Below are 22,925 nucleotides of genomic sequence, written 5' to 3'. Positions count from 1 at the left end.
GCTTCCTCGACGGTGATGACACCCTCGTTGCCGACCTTCTTCATGGCGTCGGCGAGGAACTTGCCGATCTCCGCGTCGCCGTTGGCCGAGATGGTGCCGACCTGGGCGATCTCGTCGTTCGAGGTCACCTTCTTGGAGTTCTTGACGAGGTCCGCAACGACGGCTTCGACCGCGAGATCGATACCGCGCTTCAGATCCATCGGGTTCATGCCGGCGGCAACCGACTTGGCGCCTTCGCGCACGATCGCCTGGGCCAGCACGGTCGCGGTGGTGGTGCCGTCGCCGGCCGCGTCAGCGGACTTGGAGGCGACTTCGCGCACCATCTGCGCGCCCATGTTCTCGAACTTGTCCTCGAGCTCGATCTCCTTGGCGACGGTGACGCCGTCCTTGGTGATGCGGGGAGCGCCGAACGACTTGTCGAGCACGACGTTGCGGCCCTTCGGACCGAGCGTGACCTTCACCGCGTTGGCGAGAATGTCGACGCCGCGAAGCATCTTGTCGCGCGCATCGACCGAGAATTTGACTTCTTTAGCTGCCATCTGGATTTTTTCCTTAGGTGTTTAACTGGATAAGAGAGGGGCTCTTAGGCCGCCTTCTTCTTGGAAGCGGGGACGTCGAGGACGCCCATGATGTCGCTTTCCTTCATGATCAGCAGGTCGACGTTGTCGATCTTGACCTCGGTGCCGGACCACTTACCGAACAGCACGCGGTCGCCGACCTTCAGGTCGATCGGGATCAGCTTGCCAGCTTCGTCGCGGCCACCCGGGCCGACGGCGACGATCTCGCCCTGCGAGGGCTTTTCCTTCGCCGTGTCGGGAATGATGATGCCGCCAGCGGTCTTCTCTTCTGCGTCGATGCGCTTGACCACGACGCGGTCGTGAAGCGGACGGAAATTCATGCAGTTCTCCTAAGCTTTTGCACGATTTGGGAATTTTGGGTTGTTAGCAGTCTACGCCGGCGAGTGCCAGCGCAGGCACAACTGAGATAAGGCAGGATTTTGGCGGGAGCAAGGGCTTGTAGCAGAAAAATAGCACTCGGAGGCGCCGCCTGCCAAAATCTCTTTCCATCGTTAATCGCGCTCGGCGCAGTATTAGCACGGAGCTAGATCTGCTGCTAACGCATTGAATTTCAACAGCTTGTTAAACTTTTGGGCTTGAGATGGATTGTCAGTTTGCGTCACATTTCTCTTATGTGAGCGCATCAGCAGCGGGTGGCTCTTAAGGCGCACCGGAAAGCCACTCCTTGAATGCGCTCCTGCAAAGGAGGTTGGCATGGGCTTGCGGAGTGGAGCCGTTTCGGACGATTTCCGGAAACAGCTGCTGGGTTACGGAATGACGACGGCGCAGATTCTCTACCGGATGCCGGATCATCCCTCGCTGCTCCAGACTTACGTCTGGCAGGACTACGACATGTTTCCGAAATTTCCGGCGCTGAAGGATTTTCTGGCGTTCTGGCAGGAAAAGCTCGACGGACCGCTTCACTCGGTGACAGTGGCGCATTCCAAGCTGATCAAGCCGGCCGAGTTGCGCGCGGTGGACGGAGTATTCCGGCTGCATTGAAGGGCGGAGCTGTAGGGTGGGTTAGCGTCAGTGTAACCCCCCATGCTTCAACGCTTGCGCAAAGAAGTGGTGGGTACGTTAGCGCTAACCCGCCCTGCGATTTCGCATTCTGTGCTAGCCTCTCCCCATAACAACAGGGGAGGCCGCCCATGGCCAAGAAAGCAAAATCGCGCAGCGCATCGCAAGCCGCGGTGAAGAGGCGTAGCGGGGCCAAACCCGCAGCACGATCCACGGCGCGCACGGCGGTGAAGGCAAAAGCCCCCACGACAACGGCAAAGTCATCCGCCAAGAAACCGGCGCGGCCCAAGCAGCGCATTGCGATCAGCCATCACCGCGAGGAAGACTTCAAAGCCGACGGTCTGCGTACCTACGCGAAATATCGCGACCTCGGCATCGCCGCCGCCAGCCACGGCCTCGCGCAGGCGCACGTGATCCGGCTGCAAGGCCCCTGCAATCCGGACGAAGTGTCGAAGCTGCACTTTCACGACGTCGAATTCCAGATGGTCTACGTGCTCAAGGGCTGGGTGAAGACCTATATGGACGGAGAGGGCGAGACGCTGATGAAAGAAGGTAGCGCCTGGACCCAGCCGCCGAAGATCAAGCACATGATCCTGGACTATTCGGACGACGTCGAGCTGCTGGAGGTGATCCTGCCGGCGGAGTTCAGGACCGTGGAGTTTAAGGCGTAGGCGAGGCGGAGATCAGCCGCCGTCGTTGCAATAGCGTTTCCACATCGCGCGATAGGCATCGTCCACCGCTTGCACGTATGAGATTGGGTTGCCGGCGGCGGCAGCCCTGATCTGTCCGGGCAGTTCGCCGCGCAACTTATCGAGCTCGCCGATCTGCAACCCACGGCTCGCTGCGATTTCGACATAGGCCTCATCGCTGTCCGCGACCCACTCCGGCAGGCCCAGCGCGGTGAGGATGGAGCCGGCAGCACGGCTCGGCAGGCTGTGACCGAGCTTCGCCACCACCGGCACGCCCATCTGCAAGGCTTCCCACGTGCTGACGCCGCCATTCTGCGGGAATGGGTCGAGGCCAATATCGACGCGATTGAACGTTGCCAGATGTTCGTCTCGCGACGTGGCTCCGAGCAGATCGACGCGTTCGGCCGGCAACCGGCAAGCGGCAAACCGCGCCAGCAGATTGTCGCGGACCAGCTGAGCGTCCAGTGCAGTATCCTTGATCAGCAGTCGCGAACCCGGCACCCGCTCGAGAATCCTAGACCAGACTTCCACCGCCTCGTTCGAAATCTTGCTGATGCGGTTGAAGACACCGAATGTGATGAAGCCGTTCGCGAGCGCCGGCGTCGGCGCCCGCGCAATCCCGGGTGGCAGCGGCGCCAGCGTCACAAAGCACGGCAGGTCAACGATGGTCTCCGCAAACAGATGCCGAACCGCGGCAGGAATCGCGACCGGGTCCGAGAATAGATAATCGATGGTTGGCAACCCGGTCCCGGTACCATGGCCCCAGCCATGCGCCTGAACAGGTGCCGGTTTGCGCGCAAACACACCGAGGCGGTTTCCGCTGGTGTGGCCGGACAGATCGATCAGGATATCGACGCCGTCGGCGCGGATCTGAGCGGCGAGGCGATCGTCGGACCATTGCGAGGCGTCGCGCCAGCGATCGGCGATCCCCTGAAATTTGCTGGTCGTCGCATCCGTTTTCGGTGAACAAGCGTAGCACACGATCTCGAACTGTGCCCGATCATGGTGCTGCAGGACCGGCTCGAAAATGAACGCCGCTGAATGTGTGTGAAAATCCGACGAGACATAACCCAGCACCAGACGGCGATCCGGATCGCGGCTGTTCTCATGCGATCCCGCCGCTGCTGAGGCGATCTTCGCACCGATCTGCTCCCACCATACATGTCGCGCTTGCTGATGCTGCGCAACGCTGGCGTCGGCCATGAAATCGAGGGTGAATATCTTGCTGGAGATCGTGCTCTGATCAGGCTCGATGTCGAGAGCTCTGTCGAAACTGGCGAGGGCTTCGTCGACCCGGCCAAGTGCCGCGAGACATTGGCCGAGCAGGCTGTGGGCCTGAGAGAAGCCGGGATCGGCCGCGAGAGCCTTCTCGCAATCGGACAATGCTTCGGCAACTTGCCGGGTCAGGAGCAAGATACTGGCCCGCCAGAGCCATCCATTCGCGTCGTCGGGTGCGAGGGCGATTGCGCGATTGCAATCCGCCATGGCTTCGTCAAATCGCTGAAGCTCCCGCAATGCAACGGCGCGGGTCGACAGCGCCGAGGCGTAGTCAGGCTTGATCGATAGCGCGCGGTTTAAGCTTGCGATCGCTTCGTCATAGGCGCGCACACGGCAGAGCGCCCAACCCCGGCCGTTATGGGCTTCGGAAAGTCTTCCGTCGATTGCGAGCGCCTTGTCGTAGCTCTCGAGCGCTTCCTGGTAAAGTTCAAGGGCCGCGCTTGCGTTGCCGAGATTGGACAGGGCCAAGGCGTAGTTGGGGCGAAGGGCGAGGGCCTTCCGATAGCTCTCGCGGGCCTCATTGTGACGTTTCAGCCCGTTGAGCGCGACGCCCAGGCTCATATGGGCTTCGGCAGATCGCGGATCCAAGGCCACCGCTCGGCTCAGCAAAACTTGCGCCTGCCGATAGTTTTTGGCTTCAGACTCCAAAGCGCCCAGCAAATGCAGCGCGATGAATTGGTCGGGCGCAAGCTCCAGGAGTTCGCGATAGGCCGTCTTGGCCTCGGGGAGAAGTCCCGCCTTGTGCAGCTGGAGGGCGCGCGCGAGCAACGGCCCTAGCTCGGCTTTTTGCCGTTTCTGAAGCCGGGCATTTTGAAATGCCCGCTGGCCTGCGCTGTTGCTCATGAATCAATTCCAGCCGAATCTCCTGAAGAGATTAACATGGAAGGATTGTCGCGATTGCGCTGCGCCCCATCGGAGCTGCGAGGGCGCCAGCCTCACACAAGCTTCACGTCAACACCCCCACCACTGCTCCCATCAGGCACGTCGTCAGCGTTCCCGACACGATCGACTTCAGCCCGAGCGCATTGATTTCCTCGCGCCGTTCCGGCGCCATCACGCCGAGACCGCCGATCATGATGCCGAGGCTGGCGAAATTGGCGAAGCCGCACATCGCATAGAGCATGATCAGGCGCGAGCGCGGATCGAGCGTGCCGGGCGGCAGCTTCGAGAAGTCGACATAGGCGATCAGCTCGTTCAGCACGGTTTTCGTGCCCATCAGGCTGCCGGCGGTGATCGCCTGGTCCCACGGCAATCCCATGAGCCAGCACACCGGCGCCATCACGAGGCCGAGCAGGCGCTGCAACGAGATCGCAGCGCCGCCGACATCAGGCAGCAGGCCGAGGATCGCATTGACGAGATAGACCAGCGCCACCAGCACCAGCAGCATGGCGACGATGTTGATCAGCAGCTCGATCCCCGCGCCCGTCCCTTTCACGATCGCGTCCATCGTGCTGGAGACCTCCATCTCGGGAGCCTCCAGCGCGCCGCCGGTGCGCTTGTCGGATGTCTCCGGCACCATGATGAGGCTGACCAGGATCGCGGCCGGGGCACCCAGCACCGAGGCGATGACGAAATGGGCGGCTGCGTCGGGAATGAGGGGAGCAAGGAGCGTCGCATACAGCACCAGCACCGTGCCGGCGATGCCGGCCATGCCGCCGGTCATCACCAGGAACAACTCGCTGCGGGTCATTTGCGCGAGATAAGGCCGCACGAACAGCGGCGCCTCGACCATGCCGAGAAAGATGTTGGCGGCGGTCGAGAGTCCGACCGCGCCGCCGACGCCGAGCGTCCGCTCCAGCAGCCAGGCCATGCCGCGCACGACCGGCGGCAGCACGCGCCAATAGAACAAGAGCGTCGTCAGCACGCTCATGACCAGCACGATCGGCAGCGCCTGGAACGCCAGGACGAAATCGGCACCCGGTGCTTTCAGGTCGAAGGGCAGGGGACCGCCGCCGACATAGCCGAACACGAAGGAGGAGCCGGCGCGCGAGGCCGCCGAGATCGCGCCCACTGCGTCGTTGATGGCACCGAACGCGCGCGCGACGACGGGCACCTTCAGGAGAACGATCGCGGTGACGAAGGTGGCGACGAGGCCGATCGCCGCCTGGCGCAGCGAGGCCGCGCGGCGATTCTCGCTCAGGACCAAGGCGATCAACAGCAATGCGAAAACGCCGAGTGCCGATTGCAGCCGCAGCATGATGTCCCCAAACCCCGATGATTATGGCCACCCCTGCGTTGCAAACGCAATGCCGGGAGATTGTCGAAGCGTCTCGCTGTTGACAAGCAGGTCCGCGTCAGCCACGCGGAGCACGTCGACATCAGGAGCCGGATAGCCCGAGCGTGACCGAAGAGGCGATGCCAGACCAGCCCATATCGGGAAACCCGCCGGTCAGTGCCCGCGCGCTCCTCTCCCATCGCGCCTTTCTGTTCTTTCTGCTCTCGCGCAGCCTGTCGCGTTTCTCCAGCCAGATTGCGGCGGTCGCGATCGGCTGGCAGATCTACGATCTCACCGGCTCGGCCTTCGATCTCGGCATGGTCGGCCTCGTGCAATTCCTGCCCACGGCGCTGCTGGTGTTCATCGCCGGCCATGCCGCCGACCGCTACCAGCGCAAGCGCGTGGTCCAGCTCTGCCAACTCGTGGAAGCAGCGACCGCGCTCTATCTCGGCGTCATCACCTATCTCGGCTTGGTCAGCGAAGTTCAGATTTTCGTGGCCACCTTCGTGCTCGGCATTGCCGGCGCGTTCGAGAGCCCGACCACCGCGGCGCTGCTGCCGGCGATCGCGCCGCAGGGCTCGCTCCAGCGCGCCACCGCCGTCTCCAGCGGTGCGGCGCAGGTCGCGACCATTACCGGTCCGGCGCTAGGCGGTTTTGCCTACGCGGTTGCGCCGCATCTCGCCTACGCGGTGATGGTGCTGTTCTGGATCTTCGGGATGATCCTGACCGGCTTCATCCGGCCGCGCCCGCAGGCGATCGCCAAGGATATCGCGAGAGCCGACAATATCTTCGCCGGCGTCCGCTTCATCCGCGGCAATCCGGCGATCCTGGGCACCATCTCGCTCGATCTGTTCGCGGTGCTGTTCGGCGGCGTCACCGCGCTTCTGCCGATCTATGCCCGCGACATCCTCCAGACCGGTCCGATGGGACTCGGAATCCTCCGCGCCGCGCCCGCGGTCGGCGCGCTGCTGATGACCATGGTGCTGGCCCGTCACGCCATTTCGCGGCATGTGGGCCTGCGCATGTTTCAGGCAGTGATCGTGTTCGGCGTCGCAACGATCGTGTTCGCGCTGTCGTCCTGGATGTGGCTCTCGGTGCTCGCGCTCGCCGTTCTCGGCGCGGCCGATACGATCAGCGTCGTGATCCGCTTCTCGCTGGTGCAGCTCGCGACGCCCGACGAGATGCGTGGCCGGGTCGGTGCGGTGAACTTCCTCTTCATCAACGCCTCCAACCAACTCGGCCAGTTCGAGAGCGGGGTGGCTGCCGCACTGTTCGGCGCGATGCCGGCAGCCGTGCTGGGCGGCGTCTGCACGGTTGCGGTGGCGCTGTTGTGGATGAAGCTGTTTCCGAGTCTGCGCCGGGTGGAGAGTTTGGAGTAGGAGCTCGCTCTCTCCCCGTCATTGCGAGGAGCCCGCGACAAATTGTGAAGTAATTTTGCGCTGGCGCGACGAAGCAATCCAGAATCTTGCCGCGGTGGTAGTCTAGATTGCTTCGCTGCGCTCGCAATGACGATTGTTGAAGCAGTGCGGAGATTTAGCCGACTTCACGTCCGCTTGCGGAGCGAGGCTGCAACCCCATGCCGCCTACTGTGCATGGGGTTGTTTTCGCGTTTTTTGTTCAGCCGCGTCCCACGAACGGCATCTTGGTTGCCATGACCGTCATGGTCAGCACGTTGGCATCGAGCGGCAGGCCGGCCATGTAGGCGACGGCATCGCCGACCGCCTTCGCGTCCATGCGCGGCTCCTGCTTCGACGTGCCGTCGGGCTGCAGCACGCCGGGACCGTTGACCATGCGGTCGGTCATGGGCGTTGCGGCATTGCCGATGTCGACCTGGCCGACCGCGATGTCGTACATGCGCCCGTCGAGGTTGGACGCCTTGGTGAGGCCGGTGATGGCGTGCTTGGTCGAGGTATAGGCCGCCGAGAATGGCCGCGGCGCATGCGCCGAGATCGAGCCGTTGTTGATGATGCGGCCGCCGCGCGGGGTCTGGTCCTTCATGATGCGGAAGGCGTGCTGGGTGCACAGGAACGGTCCGGTGAGGTTGGTGTTCACCACCGCCTGCCACTGCTCGAGGCTGAGATCCTCGAAATGCACCGGCGGTGCGCCCATCCCGGCATTGTTGAAGAGCACGTCGAGCCGGCCATAGGTGGCCTTGACCTTGTCGAACAGCGCGGCGATCGAGTCCGGCTTGGTCATGTCGGCGGTGATGCAGAGGCTCTTTCCGGCGGGGCCGAGCTTGGCCGTCTCCTCGAGCATCTCGGGCCGGCGCCCGACCAGCACCACGGTGAAGCCTGTGTTCATCAGCGCCAGTGACGCCGCGCGCCCGACTCCAGTGCCAGCGCCCGTCACCACTGCGATCTTTTTCGCTTCACTCATCGTTTCCTGCCTTTTCTCTTGATCTGTCAGGTTTTGGATTCTTTTTCGTTCTTGTAGGGCGGCCGCGGAATGTTCTGATGCGCGGCGCGCAAGGCCGCCGACCAGCGCGAGCGCAAATCGTGGAAATAGGGCTCGCCCGCCTCGATGCGGTGGTTGAGGTCGGCCTCGCAGGCGTCGGCGCGCACCACCAGAACGTCGATCGGCAGGCCGACGCCGAGATTCGAGCGCATGGTCGAATCCATCGAGATCAGCCCGGTCTTCAGCGCCTCGTAGAGTTCGACGTCGTAATGCATGGCGCGGTCGAGCACCGGCTTGCCGTATTTGTGCTCGCCGATCTGCAGATAGGGTGTGTCGGTGGTGCATTCGATGAAATTGCCGGCGGTGTAGACCATGAACAGGCGCATGCGCGCGCCGTTGATCTGGCCCCCGAACAGGAAGGACACGTCGAACGATACGTCCTCAGACCTCAGTGCGGGGCCCTCGGTCGCGTGCACGGCCCGGATCGCCCGGCCAATGCGCTGGGCGGCCTGGAACATGGTCGGCGCGTTCATCAGCGTCTCGATCTCACCGGTGTCGGGGTCTTCGAGGCCCTCGGTCAGCGTCGAGAGCACCGACTGGCTGATGGCGAGGTTGCCGGCGCTGGCAATCGCCATAATGCGGTCGCCGGGCTTGGAGAAGATGTGGAGCTTGCGGAAGGTCGAGACGTTGTCGAGGCCGGCATTGGTGCGGGTGTCGGCGATCATCACCAGACCGTCCCGAACTAGAATTCCGCAACAATAGGTCATTTCCTGTCCCCGAACGCGTTTGCGCGGATTACTAGCCAATTTCAAGGGCCGCTCCAACCCCCGATTGCCGCGGGGCGGCAGGGTGGAAACCGACCATGGGTGAGGGGCGCGCGGGGCGCGGTTCAGCTCTGCCGCTGGGACTGCGATTGCGACTGGCCGCCGCGGCCGGCCTGCTCGACCTTGACCGCCACCGACAGCGTCTCCGCGCCGCCGCCATAGCGGGTGCCGCGCACGGGGGCGGCGCCGAGATAATCGAGCCCGATCGCGACCCGGACGTGGGCGTCCGTGGCGCAGATGCTGTTGGCGGGATCGAAGCCGACCCAGCCGAGACCGTCGACATAGGCCTCCGCCCAGGCATGGCCCGCGTCCTGATGCACCGTGCCGTCGGAGCGCAGGAAGTGGCCGGAGACGAAGCGCGCCGGCACGCCGCCGCTGCGCGCGCAGGCGATGAAGATGTGCGCGTAGTCCTGGCACACACCGCGCTTGAGCGTGAACGCTTCCGCCGCCGACGTGCCGCTGTTGGTGGGGTCCTCGTCGAAGGTCATGTGATCGCTGATTTGCGTCATCAGCGTGTGCAGGAAGCCCAGCGTGTCGCTCTCGGCCTCGCTACGCAGCTGGCGCGCGACCGCATTCATCGCCGGATTGACCGTGGTAAGGTCGGTGGCGCGCAAGAACATGCCGGCGGGAAAGCGCTCGTCGGCGCCGCGGAGAACGCCGCCGGTGTCATGGGTCTCGATCAGGCCCTCGGCGGTGATCTTGATATCGCCGACCGGTCCGCAGGACAGCACATGGGTGACGTTGCCGAACGCATCCTCGTGGGTGTCGAGCTTGGTGTCGGTCGACACGTCGATCTGCCACTCCGCCACATATTGCCCGTCATGGCTGCCGGGCGTCATGCGCAGGATCTGGATCACGCTCGTGGCCTGCGGCTCGTAGCGATAGGTCGTGGTGTGCAGGATTCGCAGGCGCATGGTGGACCGTTGTTGTAGCGTCATCGATCCGGGCTAGCCCTGCGGGCGTCCCCGGAATGACAGCAGTATCAGATCAAATACTGCTTCGTGATGATTTCGCCCAGCCTGGAATTGTCCAAGATGAATTCCTGAATGAATTCATGCACGCCATGCTGGAAAATGTCGTTCATATTGCTGTGTTCCAGCCGGTTGCGAATGCCGCGGGCATGGCGCTGGGCCGGACCCTGGCGGCCATAGGCGACGCCGATCTGATCGAGATTGCGCACCAGATTGCCGTAGCAGCTTGCGAGCGAACGCGGCAGCGAATCGTTGAGGATGAGCAAATCCGCGATCAGCCAGGGTTTCAGTGTCTCGCGATAGACCCAGTGATAGGCCGTCAACGCCGAAACCGAGCGCAGGATCGAGGTCCATTGGTAGAAATCCAGCGGGCCGCCGACATGCTCTTCCTCGGGCAGCAGCACATGGTATTTCACGTCGAGAATACGCGCGGTGTTGTCGGCGCGTTCGAGATGCAGGCCCATCCGCGAGAACCAGTAGGCGTCGTTGCGCAGCATGGTCCGGTAGGCCGAGCCGTCGAAGCGCAGCGAGGTCTCCTGCACGAAGCGCAGGAACTTTGCGAGATCCTCTCGCGTGGAGGTCCCTCTGCTCCAGACCTCCTGCAACTCGATCCAGGCCGAGTTGATGGTATCCCACATCTCGCTCGTCAGCGCTGTGCGCACCGAGCGCGAATTCAGCCGCGCGGCCTCGATGCAATTCCTGATCGAGGACGGATTATCCGCCGAGAACGAGAGATAATCGACGACGTTGCGCTCGTTGGCTTCTTCGTACTGCTGATAGAAGCTCGCGGCGACGCCGGCGGTCAAAAGCGCCGAGTCCCATTCGTTGGTCTTGCCGATATAGGCGGCGGGAAGCGCGGTGACGCGCAGCGTCGCATCGATGGTGCGCGCAAGATACTCGGCCCGTTCGACGTAGCGGGCGAGCCAATAGAGGTTTTCGGCGGTACGCGATAGCATCTCTCTACTCGTCCAGGATCCAGGTATCTTTGGTGCCGCCGCCCTGGCTCGAATTCACCACCAGGGAGCCTTCCTTCAGGGCAACGCGTGTCAACCCGCCGGGCACGATCGTGGTGCTCTTGCTGCCGGTGAGCACGAACGGTCGCAGGTCGACGTGGCGGGGCGCAAGGCCGGATGCCGTGCAGGTCGGGCAGGTCGAGAGCGCCAGCGTCGGCTGCGCAATGAAGCCCTCGGGCTCGCGCTTGAGCTTCTCGCGGAAGGCTTCGATCGTCGCCTTGGTCGCGGCAGGGCCGATCAGCATGCCGTAGCCGCCGGAGCCATGCACCTCCTTCACGACGAGCTCGCTCAGATGGTCCAGCACATAGGCGAGGTCCTTCGGCTCGCGGCAGCGCCAGGTCTGCACGTTCTTCAGGATCGGCTCCTCGCCGAGGTAGAATTTTACGATGTCCGGCATGTAGGAGTAGATCGCCTTGTCGTCGGCGATGCCGGTGCCGACCGCGTTGGCGAGCGTGATGTTGCCGGCCGCATAGGCCGACATCAGCCCGGGCACGCCGAGGGCGGAGTCGGGGCGGAAGGTGAGGGGATCGAGATAGTCGTCGTCGACGCGGCGGTAGATCACGTCGACCCGTTTCACGCCCTCGGTCGTCCGCATGAACACTTCGTTGTTCTTGACGATGAGGTCACGGCCCTCGACCAGCTCGATACCGAGCTTGTCGGCGAGGAAGGAGTGCTCGTAATAGGCCGAGTTGTAGACGCCCGGCGTGAGCAACGCGACGGTCGGCTCGCCGGAGGCGCTTTGCGGCGCCACCGAGCGCAGGGCGGATAGCAGCTCGTCCGGATAGCGTTCGACCGGCGCCACCCTGTGGCGGGCGAACAGGTCCGGAAACAGCCGCATCATGATCTCGCGGTTTTCCAGCATGTAGGACACGCCCGAGGGCGTGCGTGCATTGTCCTCCAGCACGATGAAGTCCTCGGCATCGACCCGGACGATGTCGATGCCGGCGATGTGCACGTAGACGTCGTGCGGCACCTGCTGGCCGTTCATCTCGGGACGGAAGACCGGGTTCTGAAAGATGAGGTCGTCGGGCACGATCTCGGCACGGAGGATATCGCGGCCGTGATAGATGTCGCGCAGGAACATGTTGAGCGCGCGCACGCGCTGCTTCAGGCCCCTCTCCAGCAGCGCCCATTCCTTGCCGGACATGATCCGCGGGATCACGTCGAAGGGGATCAGGCGCTCCGTGGACTCGGAGTCGCCATAGACCGCGAAGGTAATGCCGATGCGGCGGAAGAGGAGCTCGGCCTCCTGGCGGCGATATTCGAGCGCCTCGGGAGGCGTCTCCTTGAGCCAGCGCGCCAGCTCCTGATAGGCGGGCCGAAGGTCCCCACCGGGAATGTTCATTTCATCAAACGCGACTGCCATAGATCCCGACTTGTCTCCGCAAGGCGTTGCGCCATTCGACAGGTCGCGAGGCCCTGGTGAAGACCGCAACGTCCTGGCCATGCGGCAAGAGTGCATGACTTTCATGCGGTAGCAAGGGCCGGGCCAGCGCGATAAGCATGGGGAGAGGACATTTGCCGGGGATGGCCGGCGGCTTGCCTGAAAAAATGGCTGAGGACTGCTTATTTCGGCAGCAAAACCGCGTGACTTCAACGCGTTACCTCGGCAAAGTCGGGCCGATAGGTGAGGGACTTGAGGTATGAGCGAGATCGTCACGGCGGGTATTCTGGTCATTGGGGACGAAATCCTGTCCGGCCGGACCAAGGACAAGAACATCGGCTTCATCGCCGAATACCTGACCAATATCGGCATCGACCTGAAGGAGGTCCGGGTCGTCTCCGACGACGAGTCCGACATCATTGCCGCGTTGGATGCACTGCGGCATCGCTACACCTATGTCTTCACCACAGGTGGCATCGGGCCGACCCATGACGACATCACCGCTGATAGCGTCGCCAAGGCGTTCGGCGTCGGCATCGACCATCACCCGGAGGTGGTCGCCCGTTTCCGCGAGCGCTGGAGCGAGCAGGACCTCAACGAGGCCCGCCTGCGCATGGCCCGCATTCCTGATGGTGCCGAGCTGATCCAGAGCGCGACCATCCTCGCTCCCGGCTTCAAGATCGGCAATGTCATCGTGATGGCGGGCGTGCCCTCGATCATGCAGGCGATGATGGACATCGTCTCGCCCAAGCTGAAATCGGGCGTGCGCATGCTCTCCGAATCGGTCCGCGCCAATGCGCGGGAAGGCGACATCGGCAGCCCGCTGCGGGCGATTGCCGCCCAACATCCCGACACCATCATCGGCAGCTATCCCTTCATGGATGAAGAGCAGAAGCCGAACACCAATCTGGTGGTGCGCTCGCGCGATGCGGACAAGCTCGCAGCCGCAATGGCGGCGGTGAAGGAAATGCTGGCGGGATTGAACATCACCCGCTAGCAACCTAGCTGCCGGCAGACGAAGCAGGAGACGACGATGGCTGGTGAAGCACCGGAACTAAGTGCGGAAGAACGGGCGGGCCGCCCCTTTCCGGTGTCGTGGGACCAGTTCCACCGGGATTGCCGGGCACTGACCTGGCGGCTCAATGAAGTTGGTCCGTTTCATGCGGTGATCGCGATCACCCGCGGCGGGCTTGTGCCGGCGGCGATCGTGGCGCGCGAGCTTGGCGTGCGCGTGATCGATACGGTCTGCATCGCCAGCTACGACCACGACAAGCAGGGCGACCTTAAAGTGCTGAAGGGCATCTCCGAAGACGTGATGAAGCTCGGCGGCGGCACCGGCAAGGGGCTCCTGATCGTCGACGATCTCGTCGACACCGGCAAGACCGGCAAGCTGGTGCGCGCGATGCTCCCCGACGCGCATTTCGCAACCGTCTACGCCAAGCCGAAGGGACGTCCGCTGGTCGATACCTTCATCACCGAAGTCTCGCAGGACACCTGGATCTTCTTCCCCTGGGACACCGCGCTGTCCTATCACCCGCCGCTTCGCGACGGGGCGGCGTGATTATCGCCGTCATTGCGAGGAGCGAAGCAACGAAGCAATCCAGGCTACCTCCGAGGATGCATTTCTGGATTGCTTCGCTTCGCTCGCAATGACCGGTGGAGGCGACCATGCCCCTGCAAAACCGCGTCACGCCGACCGGCGAGATCATCGCGACACCGCACCGCGGCATGTTCACCGGCAACCGCGGCATCATTCATGATCCCGCGACGAAGACGCTGCTGAAAAAGCGCTGGTCGTCGCCGGCCTGGATCACCTGCCTGTGCGAATTCCGCGGCTGGCGTCGGCCGGTGATGGCGCGGCGGAGCTGGACCGAGCTGTTCTTCCTCGACGAGGCCACGGCTTTTGCCGCCGGCCATCGGCCCTGCTTCTTCTGCCGCCGCGACGATGCGAAGCGATTTCGCGTTGCATGGGAGATGGGCAACGACGCCCGCGGCATCAGCGCCAAGGCGATGGATGCCGTACTGCATCGGGAGCGGCTCGATCGTGGCAAGAAGCGGCTGCATGTGCTGTCGATGCCGCTCGCGGAATTGCCTGACGGCGCGATGGTGCAACAGGGCGATGACTGCTTCCTCCTCGCGCAGGGCAAGGCGCTGCAGTGGTCACCCGCGGGCTACACCCCGCATACGAGCGCCCTCGATCACCCGATGCTGCTGACGCCGCCTTCCACGCTGCGCGCGATCATCGCTGGATATCAACTTGTGCTGCATCCGACCGCGCGCCGCTAGCGCAGCGGCTTGCCGTGCTCATCCACTGTCGTCCGCGCATCGCGCAGCGCCCATTCGCGGATCACTTGGCGGCAGCGCGTCAGCTCGGCTTCGCTCGCGGCATTCGCATCCTTCGACGCACGCTCCACGATTGCCTTGCAATTGAGAAGCACGGAACGATCCTCTGCGCGCGCCGACAGCGCGAACGCGGCAAGCGTTGCAATGGTGAACGCCAGACGGATCACATCCCTAACCCAGCTTCTCGCGTGCCAGCGCGGCACCCGCGCCGAGCGCCATCAGCTTGGCTTCGGCGATCTCGCGCCGCATCGGCGCCATGCCGCAATTGGTGGTGGCGATGATGTTGCTCTTGGGTACGAATTTCGACACCGCGTCGATCACCTGCACGACATCCTCGGCCGTCTCCACCGTGTCGCTGGCGACGTCGATCACGCCGGCCTGCACGATCTTGGTCTTGAGCAGCGCAAGCAGGTCGAGCGGCACCTTCGAGTTGCGGCACTCGATCGCGACCTGCTGGATTGGGCTGGCGTCGATCGCGGGAAATATCTGCTCGTACTGCCGCCATTGCGCGCCGAGCGTTTCCTTCCAGTCGGTGTTGGCCTTGATGCCGTAGCCGTAGCAAATATGCACGGCGGTGGCGCAGGTCAGGCCCTGCGCGGCGCGCTCCAGCGCCTTGATGCCCCAATCGTTGACCTCGTCCATGTAGACGTTGAACGCGGGCTCGTCGAACTGCACGAGATCGACGCCGTCGGCCTGGAGCGCCTTGGCTTCCTCGTTCAGCAGTTCGGCGAACGCAAAGGCCATCTTGACGCGGTCGCCATAGTAGCGATCGGCAATGGTGTCGATGATGGTCATCGGGCCGGGCAGGGTGAATTTCAGCTTCTTCATCGTGTGCGCGCGGGCGACACGCGCCTCGTCGGCGTGGACGCGGCTCTTCAGCCGGAGCGGGGCGACGACCTGCGGCACCATCGCCTTGTAGCGATCCTTGCGGATACCCATCTCGACCTTGTGGGCGAAATCGATGCCCTCGATCTTCTCCAGGAAACCGTGGACGAAATGTTGCCGGGCCTGCTCGCCCTCAGTGACGATGTCGATCCCGGCGTCCTCCTGGACTTTAACGGCAAGCATCGTCGCATCGCGCTTGGCGCGGACGAGCTCGTCGCCTTGCGACTTCCAGGGCGCCCAGAGCATGTTGGGTTCGGCGAGCCATTCCGGCTTCGGCAAGGAGCCGGCGATCGTGGTTGGAAACAGCATGGCGGCCCTCTCGGCGGGTTATGATTGCGCCCCTTCCTGCCATGTCTTAACGTCGAGGTACAGAACAACAAAAGTCGCCTTGAAACCGGCGGCGCCGGACCGGAAACGCCATGATCGAATTCTTCTTCGACTGTTCCAGCCCCTGGACCTATCTCGCCTTCCACAACATCCAGCCGCTGGCCAGGGAGGTTGGCGCGGAGATTCTCTGGCGGCCGATCCTGGTGGGCGGCATCTTCAATACGGTCAACCCAAGTGTCTACGCGCAGCGTGAGACGCCGGTGCCGCTGAAGGCGCGCTACATGAAAAAGGACCTTGCCGACTGGTCGCGCTCGGCCGGTCTCGCGATCAAGATGCCGCCGACGGTATTTCCGGTGAACAGCGTGAAAGCGATGCGCGGCTGCATCTGGCTCGGGCAGGAATCGGTGCCTTTCGCCACGGCGGTGTTCGAGACCTATTGGGGCGAGGACAAGGACATCTCGCAGGATTCAGTGCTCGCGGAGATCTGCAGGAAGGTCGGCGTCGATGAGCAGAAATTCTTCGCGGGCTTTTCGGGGCAGGGGATCAAGGATCAGCTCAAGGCCAACACCGAAGAAGTCGTCGCCCGCGGCGGCTTTGGCTCGCCGACGATCTTTCTCGGCAAGACCGACATGTATTTCGGCAATGACCGCCTGCCGTTGATCCGCGAGGCGCTGCTGCGCGGCAAGGCGAGCGCGGCCTGATGGTGCGGGCTGTCGTTTGCCGCGCGCTCGGCGCGCCCGAAAAATTGCAGCTCGAAGAGTTTCCGTCGCGCGAGCTGAAGCCGGGCGAAGTGCGCGTCGCGATCCGTGCCGCCGGCCTGAATTTTCCCGACGTGCTGATGGCGGCCGGCGAATACCAGCTCAAGCCGGAGCTGCCGTTCACGCCGGGCATGGAGGCGGCCGGCGACGTGACCGAGGTCGGCGCAGAGGCGAGTGGCGTCTTCCTCGGCGACAAGGTCATCGTCAAGATGCGACACGGTGCCTTCACGGATGAAGCCGTGGTGACACCGTCGCAGCTCACCCCGATGCCATCGACGTTCGACTATGCGGAAGCCGCGACCTATCTCGCCGGGCACGGCACCGCCTATCACGCGCTGATCGACCGCGGCCGGGTTGCGCCGGGCGAGGTGCTGCTGGTGCATGGCGCCGGCGGTGGCGTGGGCCTTGCTGCCGTGGAGATCGGCAAGATGCTGGGTGCCACCGTGATCGCGACGGCGTCCAGCGACGAAAAGCTCGCGGTCGCCAAGGCGCGTGGCGCCGATCATCTCGTGCGCTACGATCGCGAGCCGTTTCGTGATGCTGTCAAACGTATTACCGACGGGCGCGGTGCCGACGTCGTGTTCGATCCCGTCGGCGGAGAAGTGTTCGAAAACTCGATGCGTTGCATCGCCTGGGGCGCACGGCTGCTGGTGATCGGCTTCACCGGCGGCATCGGCTCGGCGAAAACCAATCTCTTGCTGATCAAAGGCGCCAGCGTGCTCGGCGTGCGTGCCGGCGAGGCCGTGCGGAAAAATCCAGCGCTTGGCGAAGTGCGCCTGAGGGCGCTGCTCACATGGGCGGAAGAGGGCAAGCTGCGGCCCCACGTCTCGCACCGCCTGCCGCTGGAGGAGGTTGCGAAGGCGATGCGGTTGCTGATCGACCGCAAGGCGATCGGGCGTGTGGCGTTGTTGATGGACTAAGTGCCTACAAGGTCACTTGTACTCCCGCTCAGTCCACCACGGGAAATAATCCGGCATATCGCTCGATACCTTGTTCTTGAACTGCGCAGGGCGCTTTTCCAGGAACGACACCACGCCTTCCTTCACGTCGTCGGAGCGGCCGCGGGCGTAGATGCCACGGCTGTCGACCTTGTGGGCTTCCATCGGGTCGTCAGCGCCCATCATGCGCCACATCATCTGCCGGATCAGCGCCACCGATACCGGCGCGGTCTTGGCCGCGAATTCCTTGGCGAGCGCCCGGGCGGTCGGCAGCAGATCATCGGGGGCCACGACCTTGCTGACGAGACGTCCTGCGAGGGCTTCCTGCGCCGGGAAGACGCGGCCCGAATAGCACCATTCCAGCGCCTGCGAGATGCCGACGATGCGCGGCAGGAACCAGCTCGAGGCCGCCTCCGGCACGATGCCGCGCTGGGAGAACACGAAGCCGAAGCGCGCGGCATCGGAGGCGATGCGGATGTCCATCGCGAGCTGCATGGTAACACCGATGCCGACCGCGGGACCGTTCACCGCGGCAATCACCGGTTTCAGGCATTTGAAGATGCGCAGTGTCACCTGGCCACCGCCGTCGCGCACCTGAGAATCACTGTAGTCGACCTTGCCGTCGGCGAAGCGCTTCACCGGTCCGCGGCGCGCGGCGCGATCAAAGGTGTCCGCGCCCGACGAAAGATCTGCGCCCGCGCAAAACCCGCGACCGGCGCCTGTGACGATGATGGCGCGGACGTCGTCGTCCTTGTCGGCGGCGTCGAACGCGTCGATCAGCTCTCCTTGCATCTGCGCGTTGAAGGCGTTGAGCTTGTCGGGCCGGTTCAGCGTGATGGTGAGGATCTGCTCGGCGACCTCGTATTTGATCGTCTCATACGCCATGGTGGTTTCCTTCCCTGTCCTGAATTCTGTCTCGAAGAGACGTCATGCATAGCCGCCAGCGTCCGTCTTGCGCGGACTGGGCATGTGGCGGCCAGTAAGAGAACGCGGATGGCCAGTCTAAACAACAAGCCCGGCCATGACGGAGTGTATCTAATTCGCCGGCGGGCTCGGCCAGGGCTTCTGCGGCCCGCGCAGGCTCTCGAAAGCCTTGGCCATGCCAAGCACGCCGATATCGTCGAAGCGGCGGCCGACGATCTGCACGCCGATGGGAAAACCCTTGGCGTCGAAGCCGCCGTTGATGGAGATCGCCGGATTCTCCGACATATTCCATGGCACGGTATAGGCAATGTGTTCAAACGGCTTCATGGGATCGTTGGTCGGCGAGGCCCACTCCGCCGGATAATTCACGTTCGGCGCGGTCGGCGAGATCACATAGTCGAGCTCGCAGAACAGCTTTGATGCCGCAGCGCGGATTGCCATGGTCTGGTTGAAGCCCCTGATGACGTCGACGCCCGAGAGCTTCGCGCCGGACTCGCCCCACTTGAAAATGTAGGGCAGCACCTTTGCCTGTTCGGCGGGCGTCAGCTTGGACAGATCGTCCCACATCCGTGCGCGCCAGAAGCTGTCGAGCCCGTCGAGCATCTCGCGCGTGAGGATGCCGTCGACCTCGGTGACGACGGCGCCTGCGGATTCGAACGCTTTCGCCGCCTTTACCGCGACCTCGCGCCCCGGTTTCTCCAGCGCCAGGCCAACGCCGGGATCGAGCATCAATCCGATGCGCAGTTTGCGCGGGGATTTCTCCGGCCCCTTCCAGTTGAGGGGCTCCGCTGGAAGGCTCATGCCGTCGCGCCGGTCGGGTTTTGCGATCACGCTCATCATCAGCGCGCAATCGTCAACGGTGCGGGTCATGGGGCCGGCGACGCGGCCGACATAGGTGGGATCGATCGGCACGCGGCCAAAGCTCGGCTTCAATCCGACGAGGCCGCACCAGCCCGCGGGCAGGCGGACCGAGCCGCCGATATCGGTGCCGAGATGCAGCGGACCATAGCCAGCCGCCGCAGCGGCGCCCGCGCCGGCGCTGGAGCCGCCGGGGTTCTTGGAGAGGTCCCAGGGATTGCGGGCGAGCGCGTGGAAGGAGGACAGCCCCGAGGACAGCATACCGTAATCGGGCATGGTGGTCTTGGCAAAGATGATCGCGCCGGCTTCGCGCAGGCGCGCGGCGGGCGGTGCGTCCTTCTCGGCCGGCACGAGCTTGACGCTGGCCGCGCCCAGCGGCACCGGCACGCCTTTGGTCGCGATGTTGTCCTTCACCGTCACCGGCACGCCGTCGAGCGCTCCGGACGGCTCGCCCCCGGACCAGCGCGCGGTCGAGGCCTTCGCGGTCTCGCGCGCGCCGTCGGGATCGAATGCATAAAGCGCCTTGAGGTGCGGCTCCCACGCGGCGACGTGCGCGAGCACGTCTTCCAGCACCTCGCTCGGCGAGAACTGCTTGGCGCGATAGCCCGCGATCAGATCGACCGCAGAGAGATCGTGCAGCGAGGTGACTTCCTCTTCGACACCCTTTTTATGCATGGGCACCCGCCGGCATCCGGGTCTCGATGATCCGGGCGAACATGCTGGCACCAATCGGCAGGATCTTGTCGTCGAGCACGAAGCCGGGATTGTGCACGGGCACCGAGCCGTCGTGGCCGACCCAGAAATAGGCGCCGGGAATGGTTTGAAGCATGTCGGCAAAATCCTCGCTGCCCATCTTCGGCTGGGCGCGGGTGATCACGTTGGCGGGGTCGACGATGGTGCGCGCGACCTCCTCGACCACCTTGGACTGCTCGACCTGGTTGACCAGCACATCGAAGGTGTCGCGGATGTCGACGTCGATCACGCACTGATAGGCGCTCGCAATGCCGGTGCAGATCGTGCGAATGCGTTCGCTGATCAGGATGCGGACTTCTTTCGAGAAAGTGCGGATGGTGCCGCAAAGATGCGCTTCGCCGGGGATGACGTTGTACGCCGAACCGGCGTGAATCTGCGTGATCGAGACGACGGCGGCCTGCAGCGGCTCGACGTTGCGGCTGACGATGGTCTGGATCGCCTGCGCCAGCGTGGTCGCGATGATCACCGCGTCCTTGGAGCGTTCGGGCATCGCACCGTGCGCGCCGTAGCCAGTGATGCGGAGGTCGAAGAAGTCGGCGCTGGCCATCGCGGGGCCGGGCAGGATCGCGATCTCGCCGTGGTTGAGGTCGGGCGCGTTGTGCAGGCCGTAGAGTTCGTCGCAGGGAAATTTCTCGAACAGCCCGTCCTTGATCATCGCGCGGGCGCCGCCGAGACCTTCCTCGGCCGGCTGGAAGATCAGGTGCACTGTGCCGTCGAAGTTCCTGGTTTCCGCGAGGTAGCGCGCGGTGCCGAGCAGCATGGTGGTGTGGCCGTCATGGCCACAGCCGTGGAAGCGCCCGGGGATTTTCGAGCTCCATTTCAGATTGGTGTTCTCCTCCATCGGCAGCGCATCCATGTCGGCGCGAAGCCCGATACGCTTGCCGCTCGAACCCTTGCCCTTGATGACTCCGATCACGCCGGTACCGCCGAGACCGCGATGCACCTCGATGCCCCAGCTCTTCAGCTTGTCCGCGACGATTCCGGAGGTGCGCACTTCCTCGAAGCCGATTTCCGGATGGGCGTGAAGGTCGCGCCTGATAGCAGTGAGTTCGTCGGCATAGCCGTCGATGCGGTCGATCGTGGGCATGTGTTCTGTCCAGTTAGCGTGAGGAGGGAGTGAAAATCGGGCCGTTCGGCTTGATGCGGATGCCCGGCCGCAGGCGCGTCCATGGCAGCGTGGCTGTGTCCGCGGGCATCGCGCCGGGGGCGGCGCAGATCATCAGCTTTTCTGCGATCGGCTCGAAATCTGCGCGAAAGTGCACCGAGCTCTTGTTGACCAAAATCTTCTCTTCGGTCGGCTCGATGCCGACATAGCGGTACATTGCCTGGTCGGCGAGCTGCGCCTTATGCGAGGATACGACGACCCGGACATCGCCGATGCGAAGGCAGGCCGACGGGCCCATCTCCATCTCGCGGCCGCCGTAGTAGGGACCGGGCGCGATGAAGCGGCCGTCCGAAAGTTTTTCGACGACGAAGGTCGCACGATAGGGCTCGTCGCCGGGAATGCCGGACTTGGCGCCGAGCGACAGCGTCACGGTGGCACCGGCGCCGGCTGCGTGCGCGGCCTCGGCCGATTCCGGATCGTAGATCGCGCCGGTCGCGGCGCTGGCCTTGTTGCGGACCAGCGCGCGTAGCATGCCGGTGGTGTCGGAATCGCCGCCGGCGCCGGGATTGTCCTGGGTGTCGGCGATGATGATCGGCTTGCTGGCGCCCTTCGAGAGTTCCATCGCGTGGCGTACGCCGTCATCAGGTGACCAGATCTTGCCGTCGAAATCGTCCTCGTGGCTTTCGATCAGCTTAACGATCGCATCCGCCGCGCGGTCGGCATCGGCTTGCGTCTTGCCATAGGCGAACACGCTCGGCCCGCAATCGCGGAAATCGGCGGCGGGGAAGCCGGGCGCGAAGGACAGCGTCGGAACCGCGTCGTTCTCCAGCGCGGCAAGCTTTTCGTAGATGCCCTTGGTCGGCTGGTCGTTGGTGCACTGCCAGCTGATCGGAATCAGGAACGGCAATTGCCGGAAAGCCTTTGCGAAACGCTGCTTTGTCTTCAGAAGCATTGCGAGATATTGCGCGCAGGCGCGGCCGGTCTCGGCCATGTCGACATGGGGATAGGTGCGGTAGGCGATCAGCGCGTCCGCATGCTCTATCATCTCGGGCGTGACGTTGGCGTGCAGGTCGAGGCTCGCGACAAGCGGAATGCCCTTGCCGATGACGCGGCGCACGCGCGCGAGAATCTCGCCTTCGCCGTCGTCGAGATGTTCCGTGACCATCGCGCCGTGCAGATCGAGATAGACGGCGTCGATCGGGCCGGCGGCTGCAATGCCATCGACCATGACCTTCACGATGCGCTCGAAGGCGTCCTTGGTGACATGCGCCGAAGGGCTCGCGCCGCAGGCAATCGTTGAAATGAGTTCCCAGCCGTGGGCCTCGGCGCTGTCGACGAAACCGGCGAGGCCGACATTGATGCGGCGCATCACCTTCAGCACGTCGGGACCTTGCGTCATCGCCGGCCAGCCGCCGCCGTGCTGGAAATCCGCGAACGTCGCCTTCGTCGGAGCGAAGGTGTTGGTCTCGTGCAGGAAGCCGCCGACGGCGATACGTGTCATCAACTCAAGTCCAGCAATTGAAAGTGCGCGACGTTAGCCCTGTGCTTGCGGCGAGAGCAAGCCGGGAAGCAATCGCGCCGCGCATGGCGTCAAGCCGTTTTGGGAATGCTTGTCGCAACTGCCGTCATTGCGAGCGAAGCGAAGCAATCCAGAATCCCTCCGCGGGGACAGTCTGGATTGCTTCGCTT

At 63.9% G+C, this 22,925-nt stretch carries 23 protein-coding genes; 8 read left to right on the top strand and 15 right to left on the bottom strand.

Annotated features, from left to right (window positions below; all coding sequences use genetic code 11):
• Both AC0L23_RS19365 and AC0L23_RS19360 read right to left on the bottom strand, forming a co-directional pair.
• A partial coding sequence (locus AC0L23_RS19365; protein ID WP_473357247.1) for a TCP-1/cpn60 chaperonin family protein occupies window positions 1-539 on the bottom strand: 539 nt, incomplete at its 3' end.
• Between the two features lie 44 nt (window positions 540-583).
• A complete protein-coding gene (locus AC0L23_RS19360) occupies window positions 584-898 on the bottom strand; it encodes a co-chaperone GroES (RefSeq protein WP_007611913.1) in 315 nt (104 codons plus the stop codon).
• Window positions 899-1,271: 373 nt separating this feature from the next.
• On the opposite strand from AC0L23_RS19360, the gene AC0L23_RS19355 reads away from it, so the two are divergent.
• Complete coding sequence (locus AC0L23_RS19355; protein WP_007611911.1) at window positions 1,272-1,559, top strand: usg protein; 288 nt, start codon at window positions 1,272-1,274, stop codon at window positions 1,557-1,559.
• Between the two features lie 149 nt (window positions 1,560-1,708).
• Window positions 1,709-2,248: a cupin domain-containing protein gene (locus tag AC0L23_RS19350; RefSeq protein ID WP_085351092.1), complete on the top strand. Its 540-nt coding sequence runs from the start codon at window positions 1,709-1,711 to the stop codon at window positions 2,246-2,248.
• A 12-nt stretch (window positions 2,249-2,260) separates the two neighbouring features.
• Here the strand turns inward: AC0L23_RS19350 and AC0L23_RS19345 are convergent, their stop codons facing one another.
• Both AC0L23_RS19345 and AC0L23_RS19340 read right to left on the bottom strand, forming a co-directional pair.
• Window positions 2,261-4,387: an O-linked N-acetylglucosamine transferase, SPINDLY family protein gene (locus AC0L23_RS19345; protein WP_473332495.1), complete on the bottom strand. Its 2,127-nt coding sequence runs from the start codon at window positions 4,385-4,387 to the stop codon at window positions 2,261-2,263.
• Window positions 4,388-4,490: 103 nt separating this feature from the next.
• Window positions 4,491-5,741: a NupC/NupG family nucleoside CNT transporter gene (locus tag AC0L23_RS19340; RefSeq protein WP_085361711.1), complete on the bottom strand. Its 1,251-nt coding sequence runs from the start codon at window positions 5,739-5,741 to the stop codon at window positions 4,491-4,493.
• A 158-nt stretch (window positions 5,742-5,899) separates the two neighbouring features.
• On the opposite strand from AC0L23_RS19340, the gene AC0L23_RS19335 reads away from it, so the two are divergent.
• A complete protein-coding gene (locus AC0L23_RS19335; RefSeq protein WP_473357246.1) occupies window positions 5,900-7,138 on the top strand; it encodes an MFS transporter in 1,239 nt (412 codons plus the stop codon).
• A 238-nt stretch (window positions 7,139-7,376) separates the two neighbouring features.
• On the opposite strand, the gene AC0L23_RS19330 is transcribed toward AC0L23_RS19335, so the two are convergent.
• From AC0L23_RS19330 to AC0L23_RS19310, 5 genes are all read right to left on the bottom strand, one after another.
• Entirely contained in the window at window positions 7,377-8,135 is a 759-nt protein-coding gene (locus AC0L23_RS19330; RefSeq protein ID WP_473332500.1) for an SDR family oxidoreductase, read from the bottom strand.
• 26 nt (window positions 8,136-8,161) lie between these two features.
• Complete coding sequence (locus AC0L23_RS19325; protein ID WP_026232918.1) at window positions 8,162-8,920, bottom strand: proteasome-type protease; 759 nt, start codon at window positions 8,918-8,920, stop codon at window positions 8,162-8,164.
• A 122-nt stretch (window positions 8,921-9,042) separates the two neighbouring features.
• Window positions 9,043-9,891 (bottom strand): transglutaminase family protein, encoded by an 849-nt coding sequence (locus AC0L23_RS19320; RefSeq protein WP_007611900.1) that lies wholly within the window; start codon window positions 9,889-9,891, stop codon window positions 9,043-9,045.
• A gap of 68 nt (window positions 9,892-9,959) precedes the next feature.
• The gene (locus AC0L23_RS19315) at window positions 9,960-10,904 is read right to left on the bottom strand and encodes an alpha-E domain-containing protein (RefSeq protein WP_018455303.1); all 945 of its coding nucleotides are present in this window, start codon (window positions 10,902-10,904) and stop codon (window positions 9,960-9,962) included.
• A 4-nt stretch (window positions 10,905-10,908) separates the two neighbouring features.
• Window positions 10,909-12,327 (bottom strand): circularly permuted type 2 ATP-grasp protein, encoded by a 1,419-nt coding sequence (locus AC0L23_RS19310; protein ID WP_018455304.1) that lies wholly within the window; start codon window positions 12,325-12,327, stop codon window positions 10,909-10,911.
• Window positions 12,328-12,604: 277 nt separating this feature from the next.
• Here AC0L23_RS19310 and AC0L23_RS19305 point away from each other — a divergent pair, with 277 nt between their 5' ends.
• The 3 genes from AC0L23_RS19305 (at window position 12,605) to AC0L23_RS19295 (ending at window position 14,631) form a co-directional block, all read left to right on the top strand.
• On the top strand, window positions 12,605-13,342 hold the full coding sequence (locus tag AC0L23_RS19305; protein ID WP_018455305.1) for a competence/damage-inducible protein A: 738 nt from the start codon (window positions 12,605-12,607) through the stop codon (window positions 13,340-13,342).
• A gap of 36 nt (window positions 13,343-13,378) precedes the next feature.
• The gene (gpt, locus tag AC0L23_RS19300; RefSeq protein WP_007602504.1) at window positions 13,379-13,906 is read left to right on the top strand and encodes a xanthine phosphoribosyltransferase; all 528 of its coding nucleotides are present in this window, start codon (window positions 13,379-13,381) and stop codon (window positions 13,904-13,906) included.
• Between the two features lie 107 nt (window positions 13,907-14,013).
• On the top strand, window positions 14,014-14,631 hold the full coding sequence (locus AC0L23_RS19295; RefSeq protein ID WP_368507676.1) for a hypothetical protein: 618 nt from the start codon (window positions 14,014-14,016) through the stop codon (window positions 14,629-14,631).
• On the opposite strand, the gene AC0L23_RS19290 is transcribed toward AC0L23_RS19295, so the two are convergent.
• Both AC0L23_RS19290 and AC0L23_RS19285 read right to left on the bottom strand, forming a co-directional pair.
• A complete protein-coding gene (locus AC0L23_RS19290; protein WP_085351097.1) occupies window positions 14,628-14,855 on the bottom strand; it encodes a hypothetical protein in 228 nt (75 codons plus the stop codon). The two genes, AC0L23_RS19295 and AC0L23_RS19290, sit on opposite strands and share 4 nt — an antisense overlap.
• A 4-nt stretch (window positions 14,856-14,859) precedes the next feature.
• On the bottom strand, window positions 14,860-15,882 hold the full coding sequence (locus AC0L23_RS19285; RefSeq protein ID WP_085351098.1) for a methionine synthase: 1,023 nt from the start codon (window positions 15,880-15,882) through the stop codon (window positions 14,860-14,862).
• Between the two features lie 110 nt (window positions 15,883-15,992).
• Between AC0L23_RS19285 and AC0L23_RS19280 the strand changes: the two genes are divergently transcribed.
• Both AC0L23_RS19280 and AC0L23_RS19275 read left to right on the top strand, forming a co-directional pair.
• Complete coding sequence (locus AC0L23_RS19280; protein WP_473357245.1) at window positions 15,993-16,601, top strand: DsbA family protein; 609 nt, start codon at window positions 15,993-15,995, stop codon at window positions 16,599-16,601.
• Window positions 16,601-17,578 carry an NADPH:quinone oxidoreductase family protein gene (locus AC0L23_RS19275; RefSeq protein WP_085361714.1) on the top strand — a complete coding sequence of 326 codons (978 nt, stop codon included), beginning with the start codon at window positions 16,601-16,603 and terminating at the stop codon, window positions 17,576-17,578. The genes AC0L23_RS19280 and AC0L23_RS19275 overlap by 1 nt, the downstream gene beginning before the upstream one ends.
• A 12-nt stretch (window positions 17,579-17,590) precedes the next feature.
• Here the strand turns inward: AC0L23_RS19275 and AC0L23_RS19270 are convergent, their stop codons facing one another.
• From AC0L23_RS19270 to AC0L23_RS19255, 4 genes are all read right to left on the bottom strand, one after another.
• Entirely contained in the window at window positions 17,591-18,481 is an 891-nt protein-coding gene (locus AC0L23_RS19270; RefSeq protein WP_473357244.1) for a crotonase/enoyl-CoA hydratase family protein, read from the bottom strand.
• Window positions 18,482-18,631: 150 nt separating this feature from the next.
• Complete coding sequence (locus AC0L23_RS19265) at window positions 18,632-20,053, bottom strand: amidase (RefSeq protein WP_204511611.1); 1,422 nt, start codon at window positions 20,051-20,053, stop codon at window positions 18,632-18,634.
• Window positions 20,046-21,218 carry a M20 aminoacylase family protein gene (locus AC0L23_RS19260; RefSeq protein WP_473332507.1) on the bottom strand — a complete coding sequence of 391 codons (1,173 nt, stop codon included), beginning with the start codon at window positions 21,216-21,218 and terminating at the stop codon, window positions 20,046-20,048. Before AC0L23_RS19260 ends, AC0L23_RS19265 begins: the two co-directional genes overlap by 8 nt.
• 13 nt (window positions 21,219-21,231) lie before the next feature.
• Window positions 21,232-22,737 (bottom strand): M81 family metallopeptidase, encoded by a 1,506-nt coding sequence (locus tag AC0L23_RS19255; protein ID WP_473357243.1) that lies wholly within the window; start codon window positions 22,735-22,737, stop codon window positions 21,232-21,234.
• Window positions 22,738-22,925: the final 188 nt, after the last annotated feature.

Source organism: Bradyrhizobium sp. MI1.4 (assembly GCF_055811315.1).
This window is presented reverse-complemented; position numbering and strand designations above follow the sequence as displayed.